General features: G+C 73.9%; 12 protein-coding genes. 5 read left to right on the top strand and 7 right to left on the bottom strand.

Translation table 11 applies throughout. From position 1 onward, the window contains the following. Positions 1–61: 61 nt before the first annotated feature. Complete coding sequence (locus tag ACFYE3_RS12780) at positions 62–562, bottom strand: DUF456 domain-containing protein (protein ID WP_387609732.1); 501 nt, start codon at positions 560–562, stop codon at positions 62–64. Between the two features lie 82 nt (positions 563–644). On the opposite strand from ACFYE3_RS12780, the gene ACFYE3_RS12775 reads away from it, so the two are divergent. Continuing rightward, the gene (locus ACFYE3_RS12775; RefSeq protein WP_387609730.1) at positions 645–1253 is read left to right on the top strand and encodes a lytic transglycosylase domain-containing protein; all 609 of its coding nucleotides are present in this window, start codon (positions 645–647) and stop codon (positions 1251–1253) included. Positions 1254–1260: 7 nt separating this feature from the next. On the opposite strand, the gene ACFYE3_RS12770 is transcribed toward ACFYE3_RS12775, so the two are convergent. From ACFYE3_RS12770 to ACFYE3_RS12760, 3 genes are all read right to left on the bottom strand, one after another. After that, a complete protein-coding gene (locus ACFYE3_RS12770) occupies positions 1261–2703 on the bottom strand; it encodes a phytoene desaturase family protein (RefSeq protein ID WP_387609728.1) in 1443 nt (480 codons plus the stop codon). A gap of 9 nt (positions 2704–2712) precedes the next feature. Then, the gene (locus ACFYE3_RS12765; protein ID WP_387609726.1) at positions 2713–7635 is read right to left on the bottom strand and encodes an NAD-glutamate dehydrogenase; all 4923 of its coding nucleotides are present in this window, start codon (positions 7633–7635) and stop codon (positions 2713–2715) included. Positions 7636–7769: 134 nt separating this feature from the next. After that, the gene (locus ACFYE3_RS12760) at positions 7770–8348 is read right to left on the bottom strand and encodes a histidine phosphatase family protein (protein ID WP_387609725.1); all 579 of its coding nucleotides are present in this window, start codon (positions 8346–8348) and stop codon (positions 7770–7772) included. Between the two features lie 177 nt (positions 8349–8525). Here ACFYE3_RS12760 and ACFYE3_RS12755 point away from each other — a divergent pair, with 177 nt between their 5' ends. After that, positions 8526–9908: a TIGR01777 family oxidoreductase gene (locus ACFYE3_RS12755; RefSeq protein ID WP_387609724.1), complete on the top strand. Its 1383-nt coding sequence runs from the start codon at positions 8526–8528 to the stop codon at positions 9906–9908. Positions 9909–10060: 152 nt separating this feature from the next. On the opposite strand, the gene ACFYE3_RS12750 is transcribed toward ACFYE3_RS12755, so the two are convergent. Continuing rightward, complete coding sequence (locus ACFYE3_RS12750) at positions 10061–12256, bottom strand: catalase (protein WP_387609721.1); 2196 nt, start codon at positions 12254–12256, stop codon at positions 10061–10063. Between the two features lie 279 nt (positions 12257–12535). Continuing rightward, positions 12536–13528 (bottom strand): YsnF/AvaK domain-containing protein, encoded by a 993-nt coding sequence (locus tag ACFYE3_RS12745; protein WP_387609719.1) that lies wholly within the window; start codon positions 13526–13528, stop codon positions 12536–12538. A 146-nt stretch (positions 13529–13674) separates the two neighbouring features. On the opposite strand from ACFYE3_RS12745, the gene ACFYE3_RS12740 reads away from it, so the two are divergent. The 3 genes from ACFYE3_RS12740 to ACFYE3_RS12730 are packed head-to-tail and all read left to right on the top strand — an operon-like array spanning position 13675 to position 15618. Beyond that, positions 13675–13938 carry a PLDc N-terminal domain-containing protein gene (locus ACFYE3_RS12740; RefSeq protein ID WP_387609717.1) on the top strand — a complete coding sequence of 88 codons (264 nt, stop codon included), beginning with the start codon at positions 13675–13677 and terminating at the stop codon, positions 13936–13938. A gap of 43 nt (positions 13939–13981) precedes the next feature. After that, positions 13982–14665 (top strand): tetratricopeptide repeat protein, encoded by a 684-nt coding sequence (locus ACFYE3_RS12735; RefSeq protein ID WP_387609715.1) that lies wholly within the window; start codon positions 13982–13984, stop codon positions 14663–14665. After that, the gene (locus ACFYE3_RS12730) at positions 14662–15618 is read left to right on the top strand and encodes an aldo/keto reductase (protein WP_387609713.1); all 957 of its coding nucleotides are present in this window, start codon (positions 14662–14664) and stop codon (positions 15616–15618) included. Before ACFYE3_RS12735 ends, ACFYE3_RS12730 begins: the two co-directional genes overlap by 4 nt. A 15-nt stretch (positions 15619–15633) precedes the next feature. Here the strand turns inward: ACFYE3_RS12730 and ACFYE3_RS12725 are convergent, their stop codons facing one another. Then, positions 15634–16404, bottom strand: a complete 771-nt coding sequence (locus tag ACFYE3_RS12725; RefSeq protein WP_387609710.1) for an IclR family transcriptional regulator — start codon at positions 16402–16404, stop codon at positions 15634–15636. Positions 16405–16573: the final 169 nt, after the last annotated feature.

The raw sequence follows: 16573 nt of genomic DNA, 5'->3' as shown, positions 1-16573 counted from the left end.
TGCCGGGACGGGTCCCGGCACGGGCGCAGTCGCGGACCCGGGCACAGTCACGGGACCGGGCTCAGGCCGTCGTGAAGAGGACCAGCGCGCCCAGCACGAACACCGTGGAGGCGGCGAGCGCGCACCCGAACTCCACGACGATCCCCAGGCCCGCCGCCTTGAGACCTGCCCAGCTGGAGTCCAGCGCCGCCCGGAGGTCCCGCTGGCGGGCGGTCTCGCTCAGCAGCAGGCCCACGAAGAACCCCACGAAGATCCCGACCACCGGGATCACGAACAGCCCCACCACGGCGCCGGCCGCGGCGTAGAGGAGGGAGCGGTTGGGGATCTGCCGGCGCTTGAGCCGGGTCCCGGTGAGCACGGCGCTCGCGGCCATCCCGGCGATCGCCAGCGCGGAGCCGACGGCCAGCACGGTCCAGCCCTCGACGGCCTGGACCGTGAAGGCCCAGACGAGCAGACCGACCACGACCAGGACCGAGCCCGGCAGCACCGGCACGATGATGCCGAGGCACCCGACGACGAGCAGGGCGGCGGTGATGAGGGTCGCGATGATCTCGGCAGTCACGCCCTCATCGTAGGCGCTGGGGCGGGCTGTCCCCCCAAGAGGCCGCAGACCGGGACGGACGGTGCCTCCTAGCCTGGAACGGATGGCCACCACCGTCCTGGACCCCGCGCGCCCCGGCACCGAGGAACTCGCCCCGCGCGGTTCCCCGTGGTTCCTGCTGGCCTCCGTGGTGCTGCTCCTGATCGGCACCGGCGGACTCTTCCACGCCAACACCTCCGGGTGCTGCGAGGCGTCCCTCGGCAGGGAGCCCAGCCGCACCATCCCGGTCCCGGAGCCGTGGGGCGACGACGTCCTGGCCGCCGCCGAGCTCTCCGGGCTCCCGCCCGAGATCGTGGCCGCCCAGCTGGACGTCGAGAGCCGGTGGGACCCGCGGGCCGTCAGCCCCGCCGGGGCGCAGGGCCTGGCCCAGTTCATGCCGGACACGTGGAAGCGCTACGGCCGGGGCGACCCCTTCGACCCGCGGGCGGCCATCCGCGCCCAGGGCATCTACCTCAAGGACCTGCGCCGCATGGTGCAGGAGATGGCGCCCGCCTCGGCCCAGGAGGAGATCGACCTGGTGCTCGCCGCCTACAACGCCGGGCCCACGGCGGTCCTGCGGCACGGCGGGATCCCCCCGTTCGCGGAGACCCGCGGCTACGTGGCGCAGATCCGCGAGCTCGCGGCCACGAAGTACGCCGGGGGCGGCGCCTGAGCCCCCGTCAGCCGGCGGGCCGCCGGCTCCTCGCGAGGCCCCGCAGCGCTCTGCGGGCCGCGTGGTACCCGGCCATGCCGTGCACCCCGCCGCCCGGTGGGGTCGACGACGAGCACAGCCAGACCCCCGGCACGCCGGTCGCATAGGGGTCGGCCTGCACGGCCGGCCGGAACACCTGCTGCAGCCCGTCCAGGGCGCCGCCGCCGATGTCCCCGCCCACGAGGTTCGCGTTCCACGCCTCCAGCCCGGCCGGCGAGGTGTCCACGCGCTCGCGGACCCGGTCGCGGACCCCAGGGGCGAAGCGCTCGAGCTGCTGGAGCACCCGCTCCCCGGCCCGGGGGTCGTCGCACCCGTGGGGGACGTGGGCGTAGGCCCACAGCACCTGCCGGCCCAGCGGCGCCCGGGACGGGTCGGCGGCCCCCTGCTGGGCCACGAGCACGAACGGGCGCTCCGGCAGCCGGCCCGCCCGGGCCTGCTGCTCCGCGGCGCCGATCTCGGCGAGCGTCCCGCCCACGTGCACGGTCCCGGCCTCGGCCACCCGCGGGTCCCGCCACGGCACGGGGCCGTCCAGCAGCAGGTCCACCTTGTAGGAGGCCGTGCCGTAGCGCCACCGGGCGAGGGCCCGCCGGTACCGGTCCGGCAGCTCGAGCCCGCGCAGGCCCAGCACCTGCCGGGGCGTGAGGTCCAGGAGGACGACGTCGGCCGGGCGGACCTGGGCGAGGTCCGTCACCGGGGAGTGGACGAGCACCCCCCCGCCGTGCTCCTCGAGGTCGGCCACCAGGGCGTCCACGACGGCCTGGGACCCGCCGCGCGCCACCGGCCACCCCGTGGCGTGGGCGGCGGCGCCGAACAGCGTCCCGAACGCGGAGGTCAGTGCGTGCCGCGGGGGCAGCACCGCGTGGGCGGCGGATCCGGCGAAGAGCCCCCGGGCCTGCTCGGTACGGAACAGCGCCCGGGCCGTGGCCGCGGCGGGCCACGGCGCACGCAGGCCGAAGGAGGCCAGCGCCCGCGGGTGCTCGGGCACGCGCACGAGCGGGCCCAGCACCGACTCGACCGTCTCCTCCCAGCGCTCCACCACGCCGCGGTGCAGCAGGGACCACGCCCGGCCGTCCGCGCCCAGCCCCTCCGCCGTGCGCTCGAGCGAACGGTGGAGCAGGCCCGGCGGGCCGTCGTCGAGCGGGTGCGCGGCGACGACCGGCGGGTGCAGCCACTCGAGGCCGTGCCGGTGCAGGCCCAGCTGCGCGAACAGGGGGCTGGCCACGCCGAAGGGGTGGACGGCGGAGCCGAGGTCGACCACCGTGCCGGGGCCGAGCACGGCCGCGGAGCGGGCCGCTCCCCCGGCCGCGCCCGCCGCCTCGTGGACCGTGACGTCGAGCCCCGCGCGGGCCAGCACCACGGCCGCGGCGAGCCCGTTGGGCCCCGAGCCGACGACCGCGGCCGTCCCCTGCACGGGGCCGTCCTACTCGACCAGGGCGCTGCGCATGGTCCGCAGCGCCACGGACAGGGACGCGAGCTCGGTGGAGGCCTCGCCCGTGTCCTCGGCCTCGATCTCCCCCAGCACCTCGCGCAGCCGGGCCAGGCGGGACTCGTTGCTGGACTCCCAGGACTCCACCTTCTCCCGCGCGTCCTGTCCGGACGCCTCGAGCGCCTGGTCGGCGAGGGCCACCAGGGTCGCGTAGACGTCCTCCCGCATGGACATCCGCGCGAGGTTCTCCCAGCGCGTGGTCTGCGGCAGGCCGGTGATGCGGTTGAGCAGGCTCTCGATGCGGTAGCGGTCGTAGAGCCGGAAGTAGACCTTGGCGATGGTCTTGATCTGCTCCTCGTCGAGCTTGCCGTCCTCGGTGACCGCCTCGCCGGAGGCGTGGGCGAGGCGGGCGACGTCGAGCAGCGCGAACGCGTCCAGCAGCTGCGACCACTCCGTGGCCAGCGGCCCGGGGACGCCCTGCCGCTCGGCGGCCTCCGCCCGCGAGTCGACCCGCTGCCGGGAGTCCTCCCCGAGCAGCCGGTCCTCGAGGAAGCGGATGTCCACGGTGGGCTTGTAGCGGTCGATGACCTCGGCGACCGGGTTGGCGGTCTCCTCCCGGTTGATGAGCCAGCGCACCACGCGGTCCAGCAGGCGGCGCATGTCCAGGAACATCCGGTCCCACATCTCGGTGGGCACGTCCGCGGGCAGCTCCCGGTGCTGGTGGGCGTAGCGGTCGATCTCGTAGATCTGCACGGCCGCCACGAACGCCCGGGCCACCTCCACGGGCCCGCACCCGGTCTCCTCCATCACCCGGTAGACGAAGGGGATGCCGCCGTAGTTGACCATCTGGTTGGCCACCATCGTGCAGATGATCTCGGCGCGCAGGGGGTGGGTGCCGACGAGCTCGCCGAAGCGCTGGGTGATCTGCTCCGGGAAGTAGGCCTCCAGGACCTCCTCGAACCACGGGTCCTCGGCCAGGCCGCCGTCGACCAGGGCCTCCGAGAGCTGGATCTTGGCGTAGGCCGCCAGCACGGACAGCTCCGGGGACGTGAGCCCCTGGCCGGCGCGGACCCGCTCGCGCAGCTGCTCGTCGGAGGGCAGGAACTCGATCTCGCGGTCGAGGTCGGCCTCCTCCTCGAGCCAGTGCGTGAACCGGATGTAGGCCTCGTTGAGGGCCCGCACACGCGCCCGCTCCGTGGTGAGCAGCACGTTCTGCGCCACGTTCGTCTCGAGCACGAGCCCGGCGACCTCGTCGGTCATGGCCTCGATGAAGCCGGCGCGCTCCTCCGCGGTGAGCTCCCCGGCCACGACCATGCGGTCCACGAGGATCTTGATGTTGACCTCGCGGTCGGAGGACTCCACGCCGCCGGAGTTGTCGATCGCGTCCGTGTTGATCAGCACCCCGTTCAGCGCGGCCTCCACGCGGCCGAGCTGGGTGCAGCCCAGGTTGCCGCCCTCGGCGACGACCTTGACCCGCAGGTCCTGGCCGTCGACGCGGATGGTGTCGTTGGCCTTGTCCCCCACGTCCGTGGAGGTCTCCTGCGCCGACTTCACGTACGTGCCGATCCCGCCGTTGTACAGCAGGTCGGCGGGCGCCGTCAGGATCGCCCGCATCAGCTCGATCGGGGAGAGCTCCTCGACGCCGTCGTCGAGGTCGAGGGCCTCGCGGACCTGCGGGGAGATCGGCACGGACTTCGCGGTGCGCGAGTACACGCCGCCGCCGGCCGAGATCTTCTCCGGGTCGTAGTCCTGCCACGAGGACCGGGGGCGGCCGAACAGCCGCTCGCGCTCGGCGTAGGAGACGGCCGGGTCCGGGTCGGGGTCGAGGAAGATGTCGCGGTGGTCGAACGCGGCGAGCAGCCGGATGTGCTCGGACAGCAGCATGCCGTTGCCGAACACGTCGCCGGACATGTCCCCCACGCCCACCACGGTGAAGTCCTCCGTCTGGGTGTCGACGCCCAGCGCGAAGAAGTGCCGCTTCACGGACTCCCACGCCCCCCGGGCGGTGATGCCCATGGCCTTGTGGTCGTAGCCCACCGAGCCGCCCGAGGCGAAGGCGTCCCCGAGCCAGAACCCGTACTCCGCGGAGATCGCGTTGGCGGTGTCCGAGAAGGACGCCGTCCCCTTGTCCGCGGCCACCACCAGGTAGGAGTCCTGGCCGTCGCGGCGCACCACGTTCTCGGGGTGCACGACGACGTCCTGGCCGGACCCGTCCCGGACGAGGTTGTCGGTGATGTCCAGCAGGGAGGCGATGAACAGCTTGTACGCCTCCCGGCCCTCGGCCACCCAGGCGTCGCGGTCCACGGCCGGCTCCGGCAGCTGCTTGGGGTAGAACCCGCCCTTCGCCCCGTTGGGCACGATCACCGAGTTCTTCACCATCTGCGCCTTCACCAGGCCCAGGACCTCGGTGCGGAAGTCCTCGCGGCGGTCCGACCAGCGCAGGCCGCCGCGGGCCACCGGCCCGAAGCGCAGGTGCGTGCCCTCGACCCGCGGGGACCACACCCACACCTCGAACATGGGGTGCGGCAGCGGGGCCGTGCTGATCCGCCGGGGGTCCAGCTTGAACGCCATGGTGGGCCGGTGCCGGTACACGTTGGTGCGCAGGGTCGCGGCCATGATCTCGGCCAGCGCGCGCAGCAGCTTGTCGGCGTCCAGGGTGGGCACCTCGTCCAGGGCCTCGGTCAGCCGGCCGTGGGCGGCGTCGCGCTGGGAGCCGCGCACGGCGTCGTCGAGCGCCGGGTTGAAGCTCGCGTCGAAGAACTCGACCAGCGCCCGGGTGACCTGCGGGAACCCCAGGAGCGTGTCCGCTATGTAGTCGAACGAGTTGGGGTGCCCCAGCTGCAGGAGGTACCGGACGTAGGAGCGCAGCACGGCCACGGTCCGCCACGTCATGCGCTCCGTCAGGACCAGTCGGTTCAGGGAGTCCGACTCGGAGCCGTGGGACAGCACCGCGCACAGCGTGTCCTCGATGAGGTCCTCGGTCTTGGCGTCCTCCGGACCGATCGCGTCCACGCCCTCCGGCAGCCGCACCCCGAAGTCGTAGAGCTGGAAGTGGCGGCCGTCGGCGGGGGTGACCTCGTACGGCTTCTGGTCCAGGACCGTCAGGCCCAGGTTCTGCAGCATCGGCAGCAGCTCGGTGAGGGACAGGGAGCGGGTGAGGTAGATGTTCAGCCGCACGCCCCCGGGGTCGTCGACGACGCGCACCTCCGCCGGCAGGTGCGGGTTCCGCCCCCACAGCTCCTCGCAGCGCTGGAGGTCCTCGACGGCCTCCTCGATCTCGTAGTCCGCCCGGTAGGCGTCCGGGAACGCCTCCGCCCAGTTCTCGGCGTGGGTCCGTGCGAGCTCCTCCGGGAAGTGCCGGTGGATCGCGCGCGCCAGTGCCTCGGACCAGGACCGCACCGCGGCCCGCAGCCGCGCCTCGAGGCCCGAGCGGTCGAAGGACTGCACCTGACCGGTGTACGGCAGCCGGATGCGGAAGAACAGGCGGGCGAGGGTCGAGGAGGAGAGCCGGGCGTCGAAGTCGATGGACTCGGCGTCGAACGTGCGCCGGAGCTCGGCCTCGATCCGCCCGCGCACCGACGTGTTGTACCGGTCACGGGGCAGGAAGACGACGGCGGACATGAACCGGCCGAAGTGGTCCTGGCGCAGGAACAGGCGGGTCTGCCGCCGTTCGTCCAGGCCCATGACGCCGCGCATGATGTCGTAGAGCTCGTCCGCGGTCATGTGGAACAGCTCGTCGCGCGGGTAGTCCTCGATGTTGCCCATGAGGTCCCGGGCCGAGTGCGAGTCCTCGAGGAAGCCGAACCGCTCGGCGACGTCGGCCATCTTCTCCTTGATCAGCGGCGTCTCGCGGGCCGGCGTGTTGTAGGCGCGGCGGGTGAACAGCCCCAGCACGAGGTACTCGCCCACGATCCGGCCCTCGTCGTCGTACTTCGCGACGCCGATGTAGTCGAGGTACTCCCGGCGGTGGATCGACGAGCGGCGGTTGGCCTTCGTGATGAACAGCGTGCCGGCCTCGCGCGCGTGCTCCCGGCCCAGCCCGGTCAGGACCTGCCGGTGCGGCTTGCGGTCGTGCTCCACGAGCAGGCCGAGGCCGGTTCCGGGGCGGCTGACCAGGGAGAGCCCGTCGCCGGAGTCCTCGAGGTCGTACTCCTTGAACCCCATGAGGATGAAGTTGCCCCGGGCCAGCCAGCGCAGGAACTCCTGGGACGGTTCGATCAGCGGCGGGTGCCCGCCCTCGGGCAGGTCCAGCTGCCGCAGCCGGTCGAGCTCGTCCGCGAGCCGCCCGACGCGCTCCTTGAGCTCCACCTGGTCGTCGTCGACCCGCTGGACGTCCTCGAGCAGGCTCGAGAGCCGGGCCACGAGCTCCTGGGCGGTCTCGTCCGAGATCTGCCGGGAGAGCTCCACGGAGATCCAGGACTCCACGACGTGCGTGGTGCCGCCGTCCGAGCGGAAGCCGGCCAGGCTCGGCAGCGCGGTGGTGTCGCCGCTGGAGGTGGCCGAGAAGTCCGGCACCTGCTGGAGCTCGCGCAGCTCGTGGGTCTCCGCGTCCCGGGCGGCCACGAGCACGGGGTGGATGAGCAGACGGGCGCCGCCCCACTTGGCGGCGATCTCCGCGGACACGGTGCTCACGAGGTAGGGGACGTCCTCGGTGACCACGAAGACCACGGACGTCGAGTCCTCCTGGCGCACGCCCACGGCGATCTCCCGGGGCGCGCGGACCCGGCCCACCTCGTGGTGGTGGTCGGCCCGCTCGCGCAGCTGCTCCTCGGTGCGCGCGAGCAGGTCGTCCTGGGGCACGTGGCGGTAGTACTCGTTGATCCACGCCCGGTCCCCGGACCACTCGGGGGCCCGGGGGATCACCCGGAGCGCCTCGGTCCGGTCCTCGTCGGGGATCGTGTACTGGTCAGAGGCCACAGCCGCATCACGCCTTCGTCGCCGTGGACGGCCGGGGGCGCGTTCTGTGCGCCACCGTCGCCGCCGCAGGGGGTGGACGGCACCTCGTGGGACCGTCCCTGATGGCTTCAGCTTATTGAACGAAGACGGGGCTGTCAGGGCGCGGTGGACTCCGACACGTCATCTCGCAGGCGCGCGGCGCCGAGGGCCTCCGTCCGCACGGGGACCACCTCGCAGTTGCGGATCCTGGGATGGGCCTCCCCGTTGAGCTCGGAGACCGTCAGGCGGATGAGCGAGCCGTGCGCCACGACCAGCACGCTGCGCCCGGGGTGGTCGTCGCGGATCCGGCGCAGGGCCGACAGACCGCGGCGGGCGACCGCCTCCGCCGGCTCCCCGGCGGAGAGGACCCGTTCCCGCTCGGGCCCCTCGAGGCCGGCCAGGCGCGAGCCCTCGTGCGGGCCGAAGCCGCGCTCCACGAGCTCGTCGTAGGTGGCCGCGAGTTCGAGGCCCAGGGTCGCGCCGATGATCCGGGCGGTCTCCACGGCCCGGCCGAGCGGCGAGGAGACCAGCACGTCCCAGCCGAGGGCCTCGGCGTGCAGGTGCCGGGCGACGGCCCGGGCCTGCTCCCGCCCGGCGTCGTTGAGCGGGACGTCCGTGGCGCCCTGGAGCCTCTCCTCGAGGTTCCAGTCGGTCTGGCCGTGGCGGATGAGCACGATGCGTCCGTGGGTGTTCACGTCCTCCACTCTGGGCGACGGCCCGCCCGGGGGCAAGCGGAGCCGTGGAAACCCCGTCCGCGCGGGCCGGGGCTGCGCACCGCGCCGCGGCCGCCGCCGGCCCGCGGGGCGAGGACACGGACGGCCCGCGGCCCGAGGTCCTGGACGAACCGGGGCAATGCGGGTTGAGTGGCACGCATGACCACCTTCACGTTCAGCTCCCGCGTGCCCCACCCCGTCGAGGACGTCTTCGCCTGGCACGCCCGCCCGGGGGCGCTCACCCGGCTGACGCCCGCGTGGACGGGCTCCGTGGTGGAGGAGTCCTCGCCCCCGCTGCGGGACGGGACGCGGTCCCGGCTCCGGGTCGCCGTGCCGGGCTCCTACGGGCTGGCCTCGGTGCCCTGGACCGCGGAGCACCACGGCTTCGTCCCGGGCCGGGAGTTCCGGGACCGGATGGTGAAGGGCCCGCTCGCCTCCTGGGAGCACCAGCACCGGTTCGACGACGACGGGCACGGCGGCACCGTGGTCACCGACACCGTGGAGTACGCGGCGCTGCCGGGCAGCAGGGCGTTCGGGGACCGGCTGATGAGCCCCGCGCTGGGACGCCAGTTCGAGGCCCGCTCCCGGCGGCTGGCCGCCGACCTCGACCTCCTCGGCCGCTACCCCGGCCGGCCCCTGACCGTCGCCGTCACGGGGGCCTCCGGCACCATCGGCGTGCAGCTGGCCGCGCTGCTGGGCACCGGCGGCCACACGGTCCGGCGCTTCGTGCGCCGCGAGGCGCGCACCCCCCTCGAGATCTCGTGGGACCCGGCGGCCGGGGAGCTGGACCCCGCCGCGCTGCGGGGCGTGGACGTCGTGGTGAACCTGGCCGGGCGCAGCATCGGCGGGCGGCTCACGGACTCGGCGAAGCAGCAGATCCACGACTCGCGGGTGCTCGGCACCCGGCTGCTCGTCCGGGCCCTCACCGCGCTCGGCGACGAGGCCCCCTCCGCGCTGATCAACGGCTCCGCGATCGGGTACTACGGGGCGGACACGCACGGGGAGACCGTCACGGAGAAGTCAGCGCCGGGCGACGACTTCCTCGCCGAGGTCTGCACGGCGTGGGAGCAGGCCGCCCAGGAGGCCGAGGCTGTCGGCACCCGCGTGGTCACGGTGCGCACCGGGGTGGTGCAGAGCCCCGCCGGCGGCGCCCTCAAGGCCCAGCTGCCCCTGTTCCTCGCAGGACTGGGCGGACGGCTCGGCTCCGGGGACCAGTGGCTGAGCTGGATCTCGCTGGACGACGCGGTGGGCCTGTTCGCCCACGCGGTGCTCTCCCCCGGCCTGCACGGGCCCGTCAACGCCGTGGCCCCGATGCCGGTGACGGGCCGCGACTACGCCCGGACCCTCGGCAAGGTCCTGGGCCGGCCGGCGCTGCTGCCCACCCCGGGGTTCGGGCCGAAGCTCGTGCTCGGGTCCGAGGGCGCCGAGCTGATGGCGCTCGCGGACCAGCGGGTCTCGGCGGACCGGGCCATCGACCGGGGCTACCGGTTCCGCCACCCCGACCTCGGCTCGGCGCTGCGGGAGGAGCTGGGCCGCTTCTGACCCGCCCCGGCCCCGTCGCCCGCCCCGCGCGCCGCCGCTTCCGGGCCGACACGGCCGCCGCACCCGCCGAAGCCACCGCTCCCGCCCGAGCACACCGCGGATCGGCGGTGGCCCCGGGCGGAAGCGGTGGCTTCGGCGGTGGGGAGCGGCGGTCAGAGGCGGCCGGAGACCGGGAACCGCTCCCAGGCGCGGTGGCTCTTCATGAGCGTGACCACCTGCTCGACCACGGCGGCGGCGTCCTTGCCGGAGACCACGGCGGGCGCGCCCTCGGGCAGGCCCGCCGCGGCGAGCACCTGGCCCTTGGCGCCCCAGGTGCCGATGGCCTTGGCCTGGCGGAACACCTCGCCGAGCAGCAGGTGCACGCGCGGGTCCACGCCGCCGGAGGTGACGGCTCCGGCCTTCGCGTCGAGGCCCTGCTGGGCGTCCGGGGCCGGCGGGACGGCACCGGCCACGAGCACCGAGTCGAACTCGACGGAGCGCGCCGTGAGGTAGGTCCGGTGGGCCACGACCTTCCCGCCGCGCCCGACCGGCCCGCCGTGCGGGGCGATGACCAGCGGCACCATCCCGGCGTCGTCGATCGCGGAGACCACGGCCACGAGGTCGTTCTCGTCGGGGTCAGGACCCACCACGATGCCCACCTGGCGGCCGTCGAGGGGCCACTGCCCGCCGACCTGAGACAGGGCCGGGCTCGGCGTGATCTTCCCGTGCTTGACGGTCGGTCCCGGCGCCGGCAGGCCCAGTCCCCGGGCGACCACGGCGCACAGCTTCTCGTCGATGTTGGCGAGGGCCTGCAGCTGGCGCTCCTTGACCGACTGCTCCCAGCACTTGCCGAGCTCGAAGGTGTACGCCTGCGCGATGTGCTCCTTCTCGACGTCGCTCATCGACAGCCAGAACAGGCGGGTCTGGCTGTAGTGGTCCTCGAAGGTCACGGGGTTCCCGCGCTCCTTGACCGACTCCGCGACCGGGGCCGGGTGGTCGATGAAGGGGCGGGCCGGCTCGTCGGCGGGGAAGGGGTTGTTCCCGTCCAGCGAGTTCGGGTGGTAGGGCGCGACGCCGGTGTGCACGGCGGTCTGGTGCATCCCGTCCCGGAGCATGTCGTTGACGGGGGCGTGCGGGCGGTTGATCGGCAGCTGGGTCCAGTTGGGCCCGCCCAGCCGGCTGAGCTGGGTGTCCAGGTAGGAGAACAGCCGGCCCTGCAGCAGCGGGTCGTTGGTGACGTCGATGCCGCGGACCATGTTGTTGGGGTTGAAGGCGACCTGCTCGGTCTCGGCGAAGAAGTTCGACGGGTTGCGGTTGAGCGTCATCAGTCCGACCGGCTCGACGGGCGCGAGCTCCTCCGGGACGAACTTCGTGGGGTCGAGCAGGTCGATGCCCTCGAACATCTGCTCCTCGTTGTCCTCGAAGACCTGGACCCCGAGCTCCCACTCGGGGTGGGCGCCCGCCTCGATGGCGTCCGCGAGGTCCCGGCGGTGCACGTCGGGGTCCATGCCCATCGCGATCTGCGCCTCCTCCCACAGCACCGAGTGCACGCCGAGCTTCGGCTTCCAGTGGAACTTCACGAGCACGCTGCGCCCGGCGTCGTCGACGAGCCGGAACGTGTGGACGCCGAAGCCCTCCATCGTGCGGTAGGACCGGGGGATGCCGCGGTCCGACATGTTCCAGATCGTGTGGTGCTGCGCCTCGGTGTGCAGGGAGACGAAGTCCCAGAAGGTGTCGTGGGCGGACTGCGCCTGCGGGATCTCCCGGTCCGGGTGGGGCTTGGCCGCGTGCACGACGTCCGGGAACTTGATGGCGTCCTGGATGAAGAACACGGGGATGTTGTTGCCCACCAGGTCCCAGGTGCCCTCGGAGGTGTAGAACTTCGTGGCGAAGCCGCGGGTGTCCCGGGCGAGGTCGGCGGAGCCGCGCGAGCCGAGGACGGTGGAGAAGCGCACGAAGACCGGGGTCTCGACGTCCTTGCCGAACACGGCGGCGGAGGAGATCCTGCTCGCGGTGCCGTAGGAGCGGAACACGCCGTGGGCGCCGGCGCCGCGGGCGTGCACCACGCGCTCCGGGATGCGCTCGTGGTCGAAGTGGCTGATCTTCTCCCGGAAGTGGTGGTCCTGCAGGAGCACGGGTCCCCGTCGGCCTGCCTTCAGGGAGTGGTCGGTGTCGCCGCGCCGGGAGCCGTGGGCGGTGGTCAGGTGCTCCCCGCCCTGGGCGTTGAGGGTGGGGTCGATCCCCGTGTTCTGGCCCGTGGGGCTCACGGGCTCGGGCGTGCCCTGGTCCGGCTTGGGCGGCAGCGGCGGGCGGGGCGCGGTGGGCTCCGCGACCGGGGCGGTCTCGCTCCCGGGGACGCCGGGAGCCATGGGCACCTGCCCCCCGGTTTTCTGCCGCATCCTGTTCAGCCTCTTGCGCATGGTGGACCTCCCGGTCGTCGAAATGTGGTCGACACCGGCCGGCCCCGGCCCGCACGGACCGGAACGACCAGCTCACTTGCCATTACTTCACTCCCGTGAGGCGGGGCACAAGCCCCGGGCGCGGCCTCCGCGCTGGGTGAACAGGCGCCGGCGGCGCAGCGGGACGTCCCACGGCGGCACGACGGACCCCCTCGGCCGGGGGGGGCCGAGGGGGTCCGGGACGGGGGCTCAGTCCTCCTCGACGTCGATCCGCTCCTGGCGCACGGTCTCCTCGACGACCTCGGTGCGCTCCGTGCGGCGCACGACCAGGCGCACCCGCTCGTAGGGCACGCGCACCGTCTGCACCACGGGCACCTCGCGGTAGAGGATGACCTCGTCCTCCCCCACCGGCAGCTCCCGGCCGGCGAGGAACGCCTCGCGCTCCTCCTCGGTGACGGGAGTGCGGACCTCCTCGACGTCCTCGGACGCCAGGGTCTGCTCCGCGCGCACCGGCTCCTCCACCACGTACTTGCGCAGCCGGGCCCGGCCGGACTCGACCCGTTCGGTCCCGACCTGCAGCCGCTCCTCGTGCCGGACCACGGACGGGCTCTCCCCCGGGCGCTCACCGCGCCCGCTCCCTGCGGCCCCGAGCTCGCCGGCCCCGTCCCCGGCGACGTGGCGGCCGGCTCCGCGCTCCGTCGTGGCCCGGTCCGTGGCGCCCGGAGCCGTGGCGTACCGGTCCCCGGCCGCCGGGCCGGTGCTGTCCCGGCCGGTGCTGTCCCGCCCGCTCACCTCCTGGTCGAAGGCCTGTCCGCCGGCGCCGGATGCGTCGTCGCGCAGGTCGCCGCGCCCACCGTCGCGCTCCTCGTCGCCGACGCTCTCGCGGCCGTGGCCGGCCGTGGCGTCCGCCCCGGTCAGCGACTCGCCCGTCGCGCGCACGTTCGAGCCGTCGTCGCGGCCCGAGTCGTCGCCGTGACGCACGGCGTCGTCGTCCCCGGCGTCGATGTTGTAGGCGGGGGCCCCGCCGCGCGGGTCGCGCGTGTCGGTGGCGCCCGAGGTCGCGGAGCCGCCGATGTCGCCGTCCTCCCGCCCGTAGGCGTTGTGGTCCCAGAGCTCGTTCGCCGAGCTGGGCGGGTGGCGCTCCACCCCGGTGTCGTCCGTGTCCCTTCCGCCGGCGGGCCCGGCGGTGGGCTCCTCGTGGGCGGATTCCTGGTCGTACGGACGGTCGTCGGAGGTGGACATCGTGGACTCTCCTCGGGGTTGCAGTCGACATGCACATTTTATCAGCGTGCTGAGCGGTGGCGCAGCCCACTCTACGGGGGACCGGAGACCGGCACGCCCCGGCGCCCGCCCTTGTCCGCCCGCCCCGGCGGTGCGAGGATCGATGCATGAGCACCTGGACCGTCCTCGCGGCCGGCGGCGCCGAGGCCGTGCGGACGGGGGCGTGGGAGAGCGGTGCGACGGTGGCCGGAGCGGTCGTCGTCGTGCTGATGGTCGCCGCCTCGGTCTCCCTGCTGCGCAGCCCGGGCCTGGACCCCGTGCTGCGCCTGCTGTGGCTGCTCGTGATCCTCGCGTTCCCCGTCGCCGGCGCGGGACTGTGGTTCGCGCTGGGCCGCCGGGCCCCGCGCCCGCAGGACCCGCACCCCGCGTAGCCCCCTGACGTCCCCGCAGGACCCGGCCGAGAAAGGAATCCGCATGAGCTACCCCCAGGACGGGCACGGGTTCTTCACCCGGGCCCTCGACGCCGAGGACCGCGGACGGCTCGACGAGGCCGAGACCGCCTACCAGCAGGCCATCGTCCTCTTCGAGGAGGAGGGCGACTCCCTCCAGGAGCAGGCTGCCTGCCACTACAACCTGGGCCACCTCTACCTCGGGATGAACCGCCCCGGCCGGGCCGTCACCGCCTACGAGAACGCCCTCGGGCTCTTCTGCCGCATCCCCGGCAGCGGCAAGCACCGGGCCCGCACGCACTTGATCCTGGGCAGCCTGCTGCTCGAGCTGGACCGCGCCCACGACGCCGAGGAGCACCTCCTCGACGCCCTGGGCCAGTACCTCGACGCCCCGCACGAGGCGCAGGACCAGGCGCAGTGCCACGTCAACCTGGGACGGGTGTACGAACTGGGCGAACGTCACACCCAGGCCATCACCGCGTACAACCGGGCGCTGGACTTCTACCAGGAGACCGAGGCCGCGGCCACGGACCAGGCGGAGTGCTTCACCGCCCTGGGCCGGCTCTACGAGCGCGCTGGCCGGATGAAGGAGTCCGGGGCCGCCTACGCGGCGGCCGCCCGCCTGCGCTGGGCCGCCGAGCAGCAGCGCCTGGAGCAGCAGAGTCCCACCCGGGACGCCGGAGTGCCCGAAGGAGAGGACCGCCCATGAGCTCGCGCCTGATCTACGGCTGCATGACCATCGGCGGGTCGTGGGACGACGCCCCGCTGAGCGCCAGGACCGTGGACCGCGCCCGGGCCGCCGTGCACGCCGCGCTGGACGCCGGCATCACCGACTTCGACCACGCCGACATCTACGCCCACGGGAAGTCCGAGGAGGTCTTCGGCGAGCTCCTCGCCGAGGACCCGGGGATGGCGCGGAGGGTGACCCTCCAGACCAAGTGCGGGGTGCGCCTGCCGGGCAACACCGCCGCACCCGGTGCGCCGACCCACTACCGGCTGGACCGGGAGACGATCCGGAGCAGCCTCGAGGGATCCCTGCGCCGGCTCCGCGTGGACTCGGTGGAGCGGTTCGTGCTGCACCGGCCGGACCCCCTGGCCGACCCCCGGGAGGTCGCCGGGGCCCTGGACGAGCTGCGCAAGGAGGGGCTGATCCGCTCCGTGGGCCTGTCCAACATGTCGGTCCGCCAGGTGTCCCGCTACCAGCAGGTGCTCACCACGCCCGTCACCGCGGTGCAGCTCGAGCTGAGCCTGCGGCACCGGAGCTTCGTGGAGCAGCAGATCCTGGCCAACCACCCGGAGGGCGCGGAGCACTCGTTCCCGGAGGGGCTCCTGGAGTACTGCGCGGCAGACGGCATCGAGGTGCAGGCGTGGGGCGCCCTGGCCCGCGGCCTGTACACCGGTGCGCCGATCCCGCCGGAGGACCAGCACGCCGCGGCCACCGCCGGGACGGTCCACCGGATCGCCTCGGCGCACGGCGCCTCCGGCGAGGCGGTGGTCCTCGCGTGGCTCATGAAGCACCCCGGCGGAATCCGCCCGGTGCTGGGGACCACCGACCCGGAGCGGATCGCCGCGTGCGCCGGGGCGGAGGAGCTCGCGTCCCGGCTGGGCCACGAGGACTGGTACGCCCTGCTCACCGCGGCGCGCGGCCAGTCCGTCCCCTGAGACGGCGCCGGCCGCTCAGCCGGTGAGCCGCGCGCCCAGTTCCCCGGCCGCCTCCTGGAGGGCGGGCACCATCTCCACGAGGCCCTCCAGCCGGTGCCGGAACACCGGCGCGGACAGCGCGAGCGCGCCGACGCAGCCCCCGCCCGGCCGCAGGACGGGCACCGCCACGGCGACCATCCCCACGTCGTGCTCCTGGTCCTGGGTGGCCCAGCCCTCCTGCCGGACCCGCTCGATCCGGCGGCGCAGCTCGTCCCGGTCCGTGAGCGTGCCCGGGGTGCGCGGCTCGAGCCCGATCGTGCCGACGAGGTGCTCGCGCACGTCCTCCGGGGCGAACGCGAGCAGGCACAGCCCCAGGGCGGAGGAGTGCAGCGCGCCGCGGTAGCCGGGGTCGGAGGTGACCCGGAAGTCCGGCCCGTCCTCCTTGGCGAGGGTGTGGAAGCGATCGCCGTCCAGGACGGCGAACAGGCAGGACTCCCCGGTGTGCTCGACCATCCGCCGCAGCACGGGCACGACCGTCCCGGTGATCCCGAGGCGCTGGGCCACGCTGTGGGCGGCGTGGAAGATCTTCAGGCCCAGGACGTAGCGCCTGTCCTCCTGCAGCTCGGCGAAGCCGTCCCGGACGAGTGCGTTGAGCAGCCGGTACGTGGTGCTGAAGGGGTAGCCGCAGATCTTGGTGGCCTCGGCCGCGGTGAGTCCGCCCGGGTGCTCCCCCAGCAGCTCGAGCAGCTGGAGGGCCTTGCCCACCATGTCCTGGCGGGCGGCCCCTGCCGGCTCCGGGGCCGTCATCGGGGGCACCCGGCGCCGGGGACGGCGGTCCGGCTCGGTGTTCTCACGGCGGGGCTCCGTTCGACCTGCGGTTGACATGTGGACCAGCTCACAGCAATCATGATCACACAACAGAAGCGATTCCCACAATATGAGAACGTCGTCGTGCTGTGGGCCGATCCGGAGGACC

The sequence above is a fragment of the Kocuria arenosa genome (assembly GCF_042879215.1).
GTDB classification, from domain to species: Bacteria; Actinomycetota; Actinomycetes; order Actinomycetales; family Micrococcaceae; genus Kocuria; species Kocuria arenosa.
Note: the sequence above shows the minus strand (reverse complement) of the source record. Positions and strands in the feature narration are given on the sequence as shown.

Excerpts from the sequence above, each read along its gene's own strand:
- ACFYE3_RS12745 (WP_387609719.1), bottom strand. The coding sequence starts at position 13,528 with ATGTCCACCTCCGACGACCGTCCGTACGACCAGGAATCCGCCCACGAG.
- ACFYE3_RS12775 (WP_387609730.1), top strand. The coding sequence starts at position 645 with ATGGCCACCACCGTCCTGGACCCCGCGCGCCCCGGCACCGAGGAACTC.
- ACFYE3_RS12755 (WP_387609724.1), top strand. The coding sequence starts at position 8,526 with ATGACCACCTTCACGTTCAGCTCCCGCGTGCCCCACCCCGTCGAGGAC.
- ACFYE3_RS12735 (WP_387609715.1), top strand. The coding sequence starts at position 13,982 with ATGAGCTACCCCCAGGACGGGCACGGGTTCTTCACCCGGGCCCTCGAC.
- ACFYE3_RS12750 (WP_387609721.1), bottom strand. The coding sequence starts at position 12,256 with ATGGCTCCCGGCGTCCCCGGGAGCGAGACCGCCCCGGTCGCGGAGCCC.
- ACFYE3_RS12730 (WP_387609713.1), top strand. The coding sequence starts at position 14,662 with ATGAGCTCGCGCCTGATCTACGGCTGCATGACCATCGGCGGGTCGTGG.
- ACFYE3_RS12740 (WP_387609717.1), top strand. The coding sequence starts at position 13,675 with ATGAGCACCTGGACCGTCCTCGCGGCCGGCGGCGCCGAGGCCGTGCGG.
- ACFYE3_RS12725 (WP_387609710.1), bottom strand. The coding sequence starts at position 16,404 with ATGACGGCCCCGGAGCCGGCAGGGGCCGCCCGCCAGGACATGGTGGGC.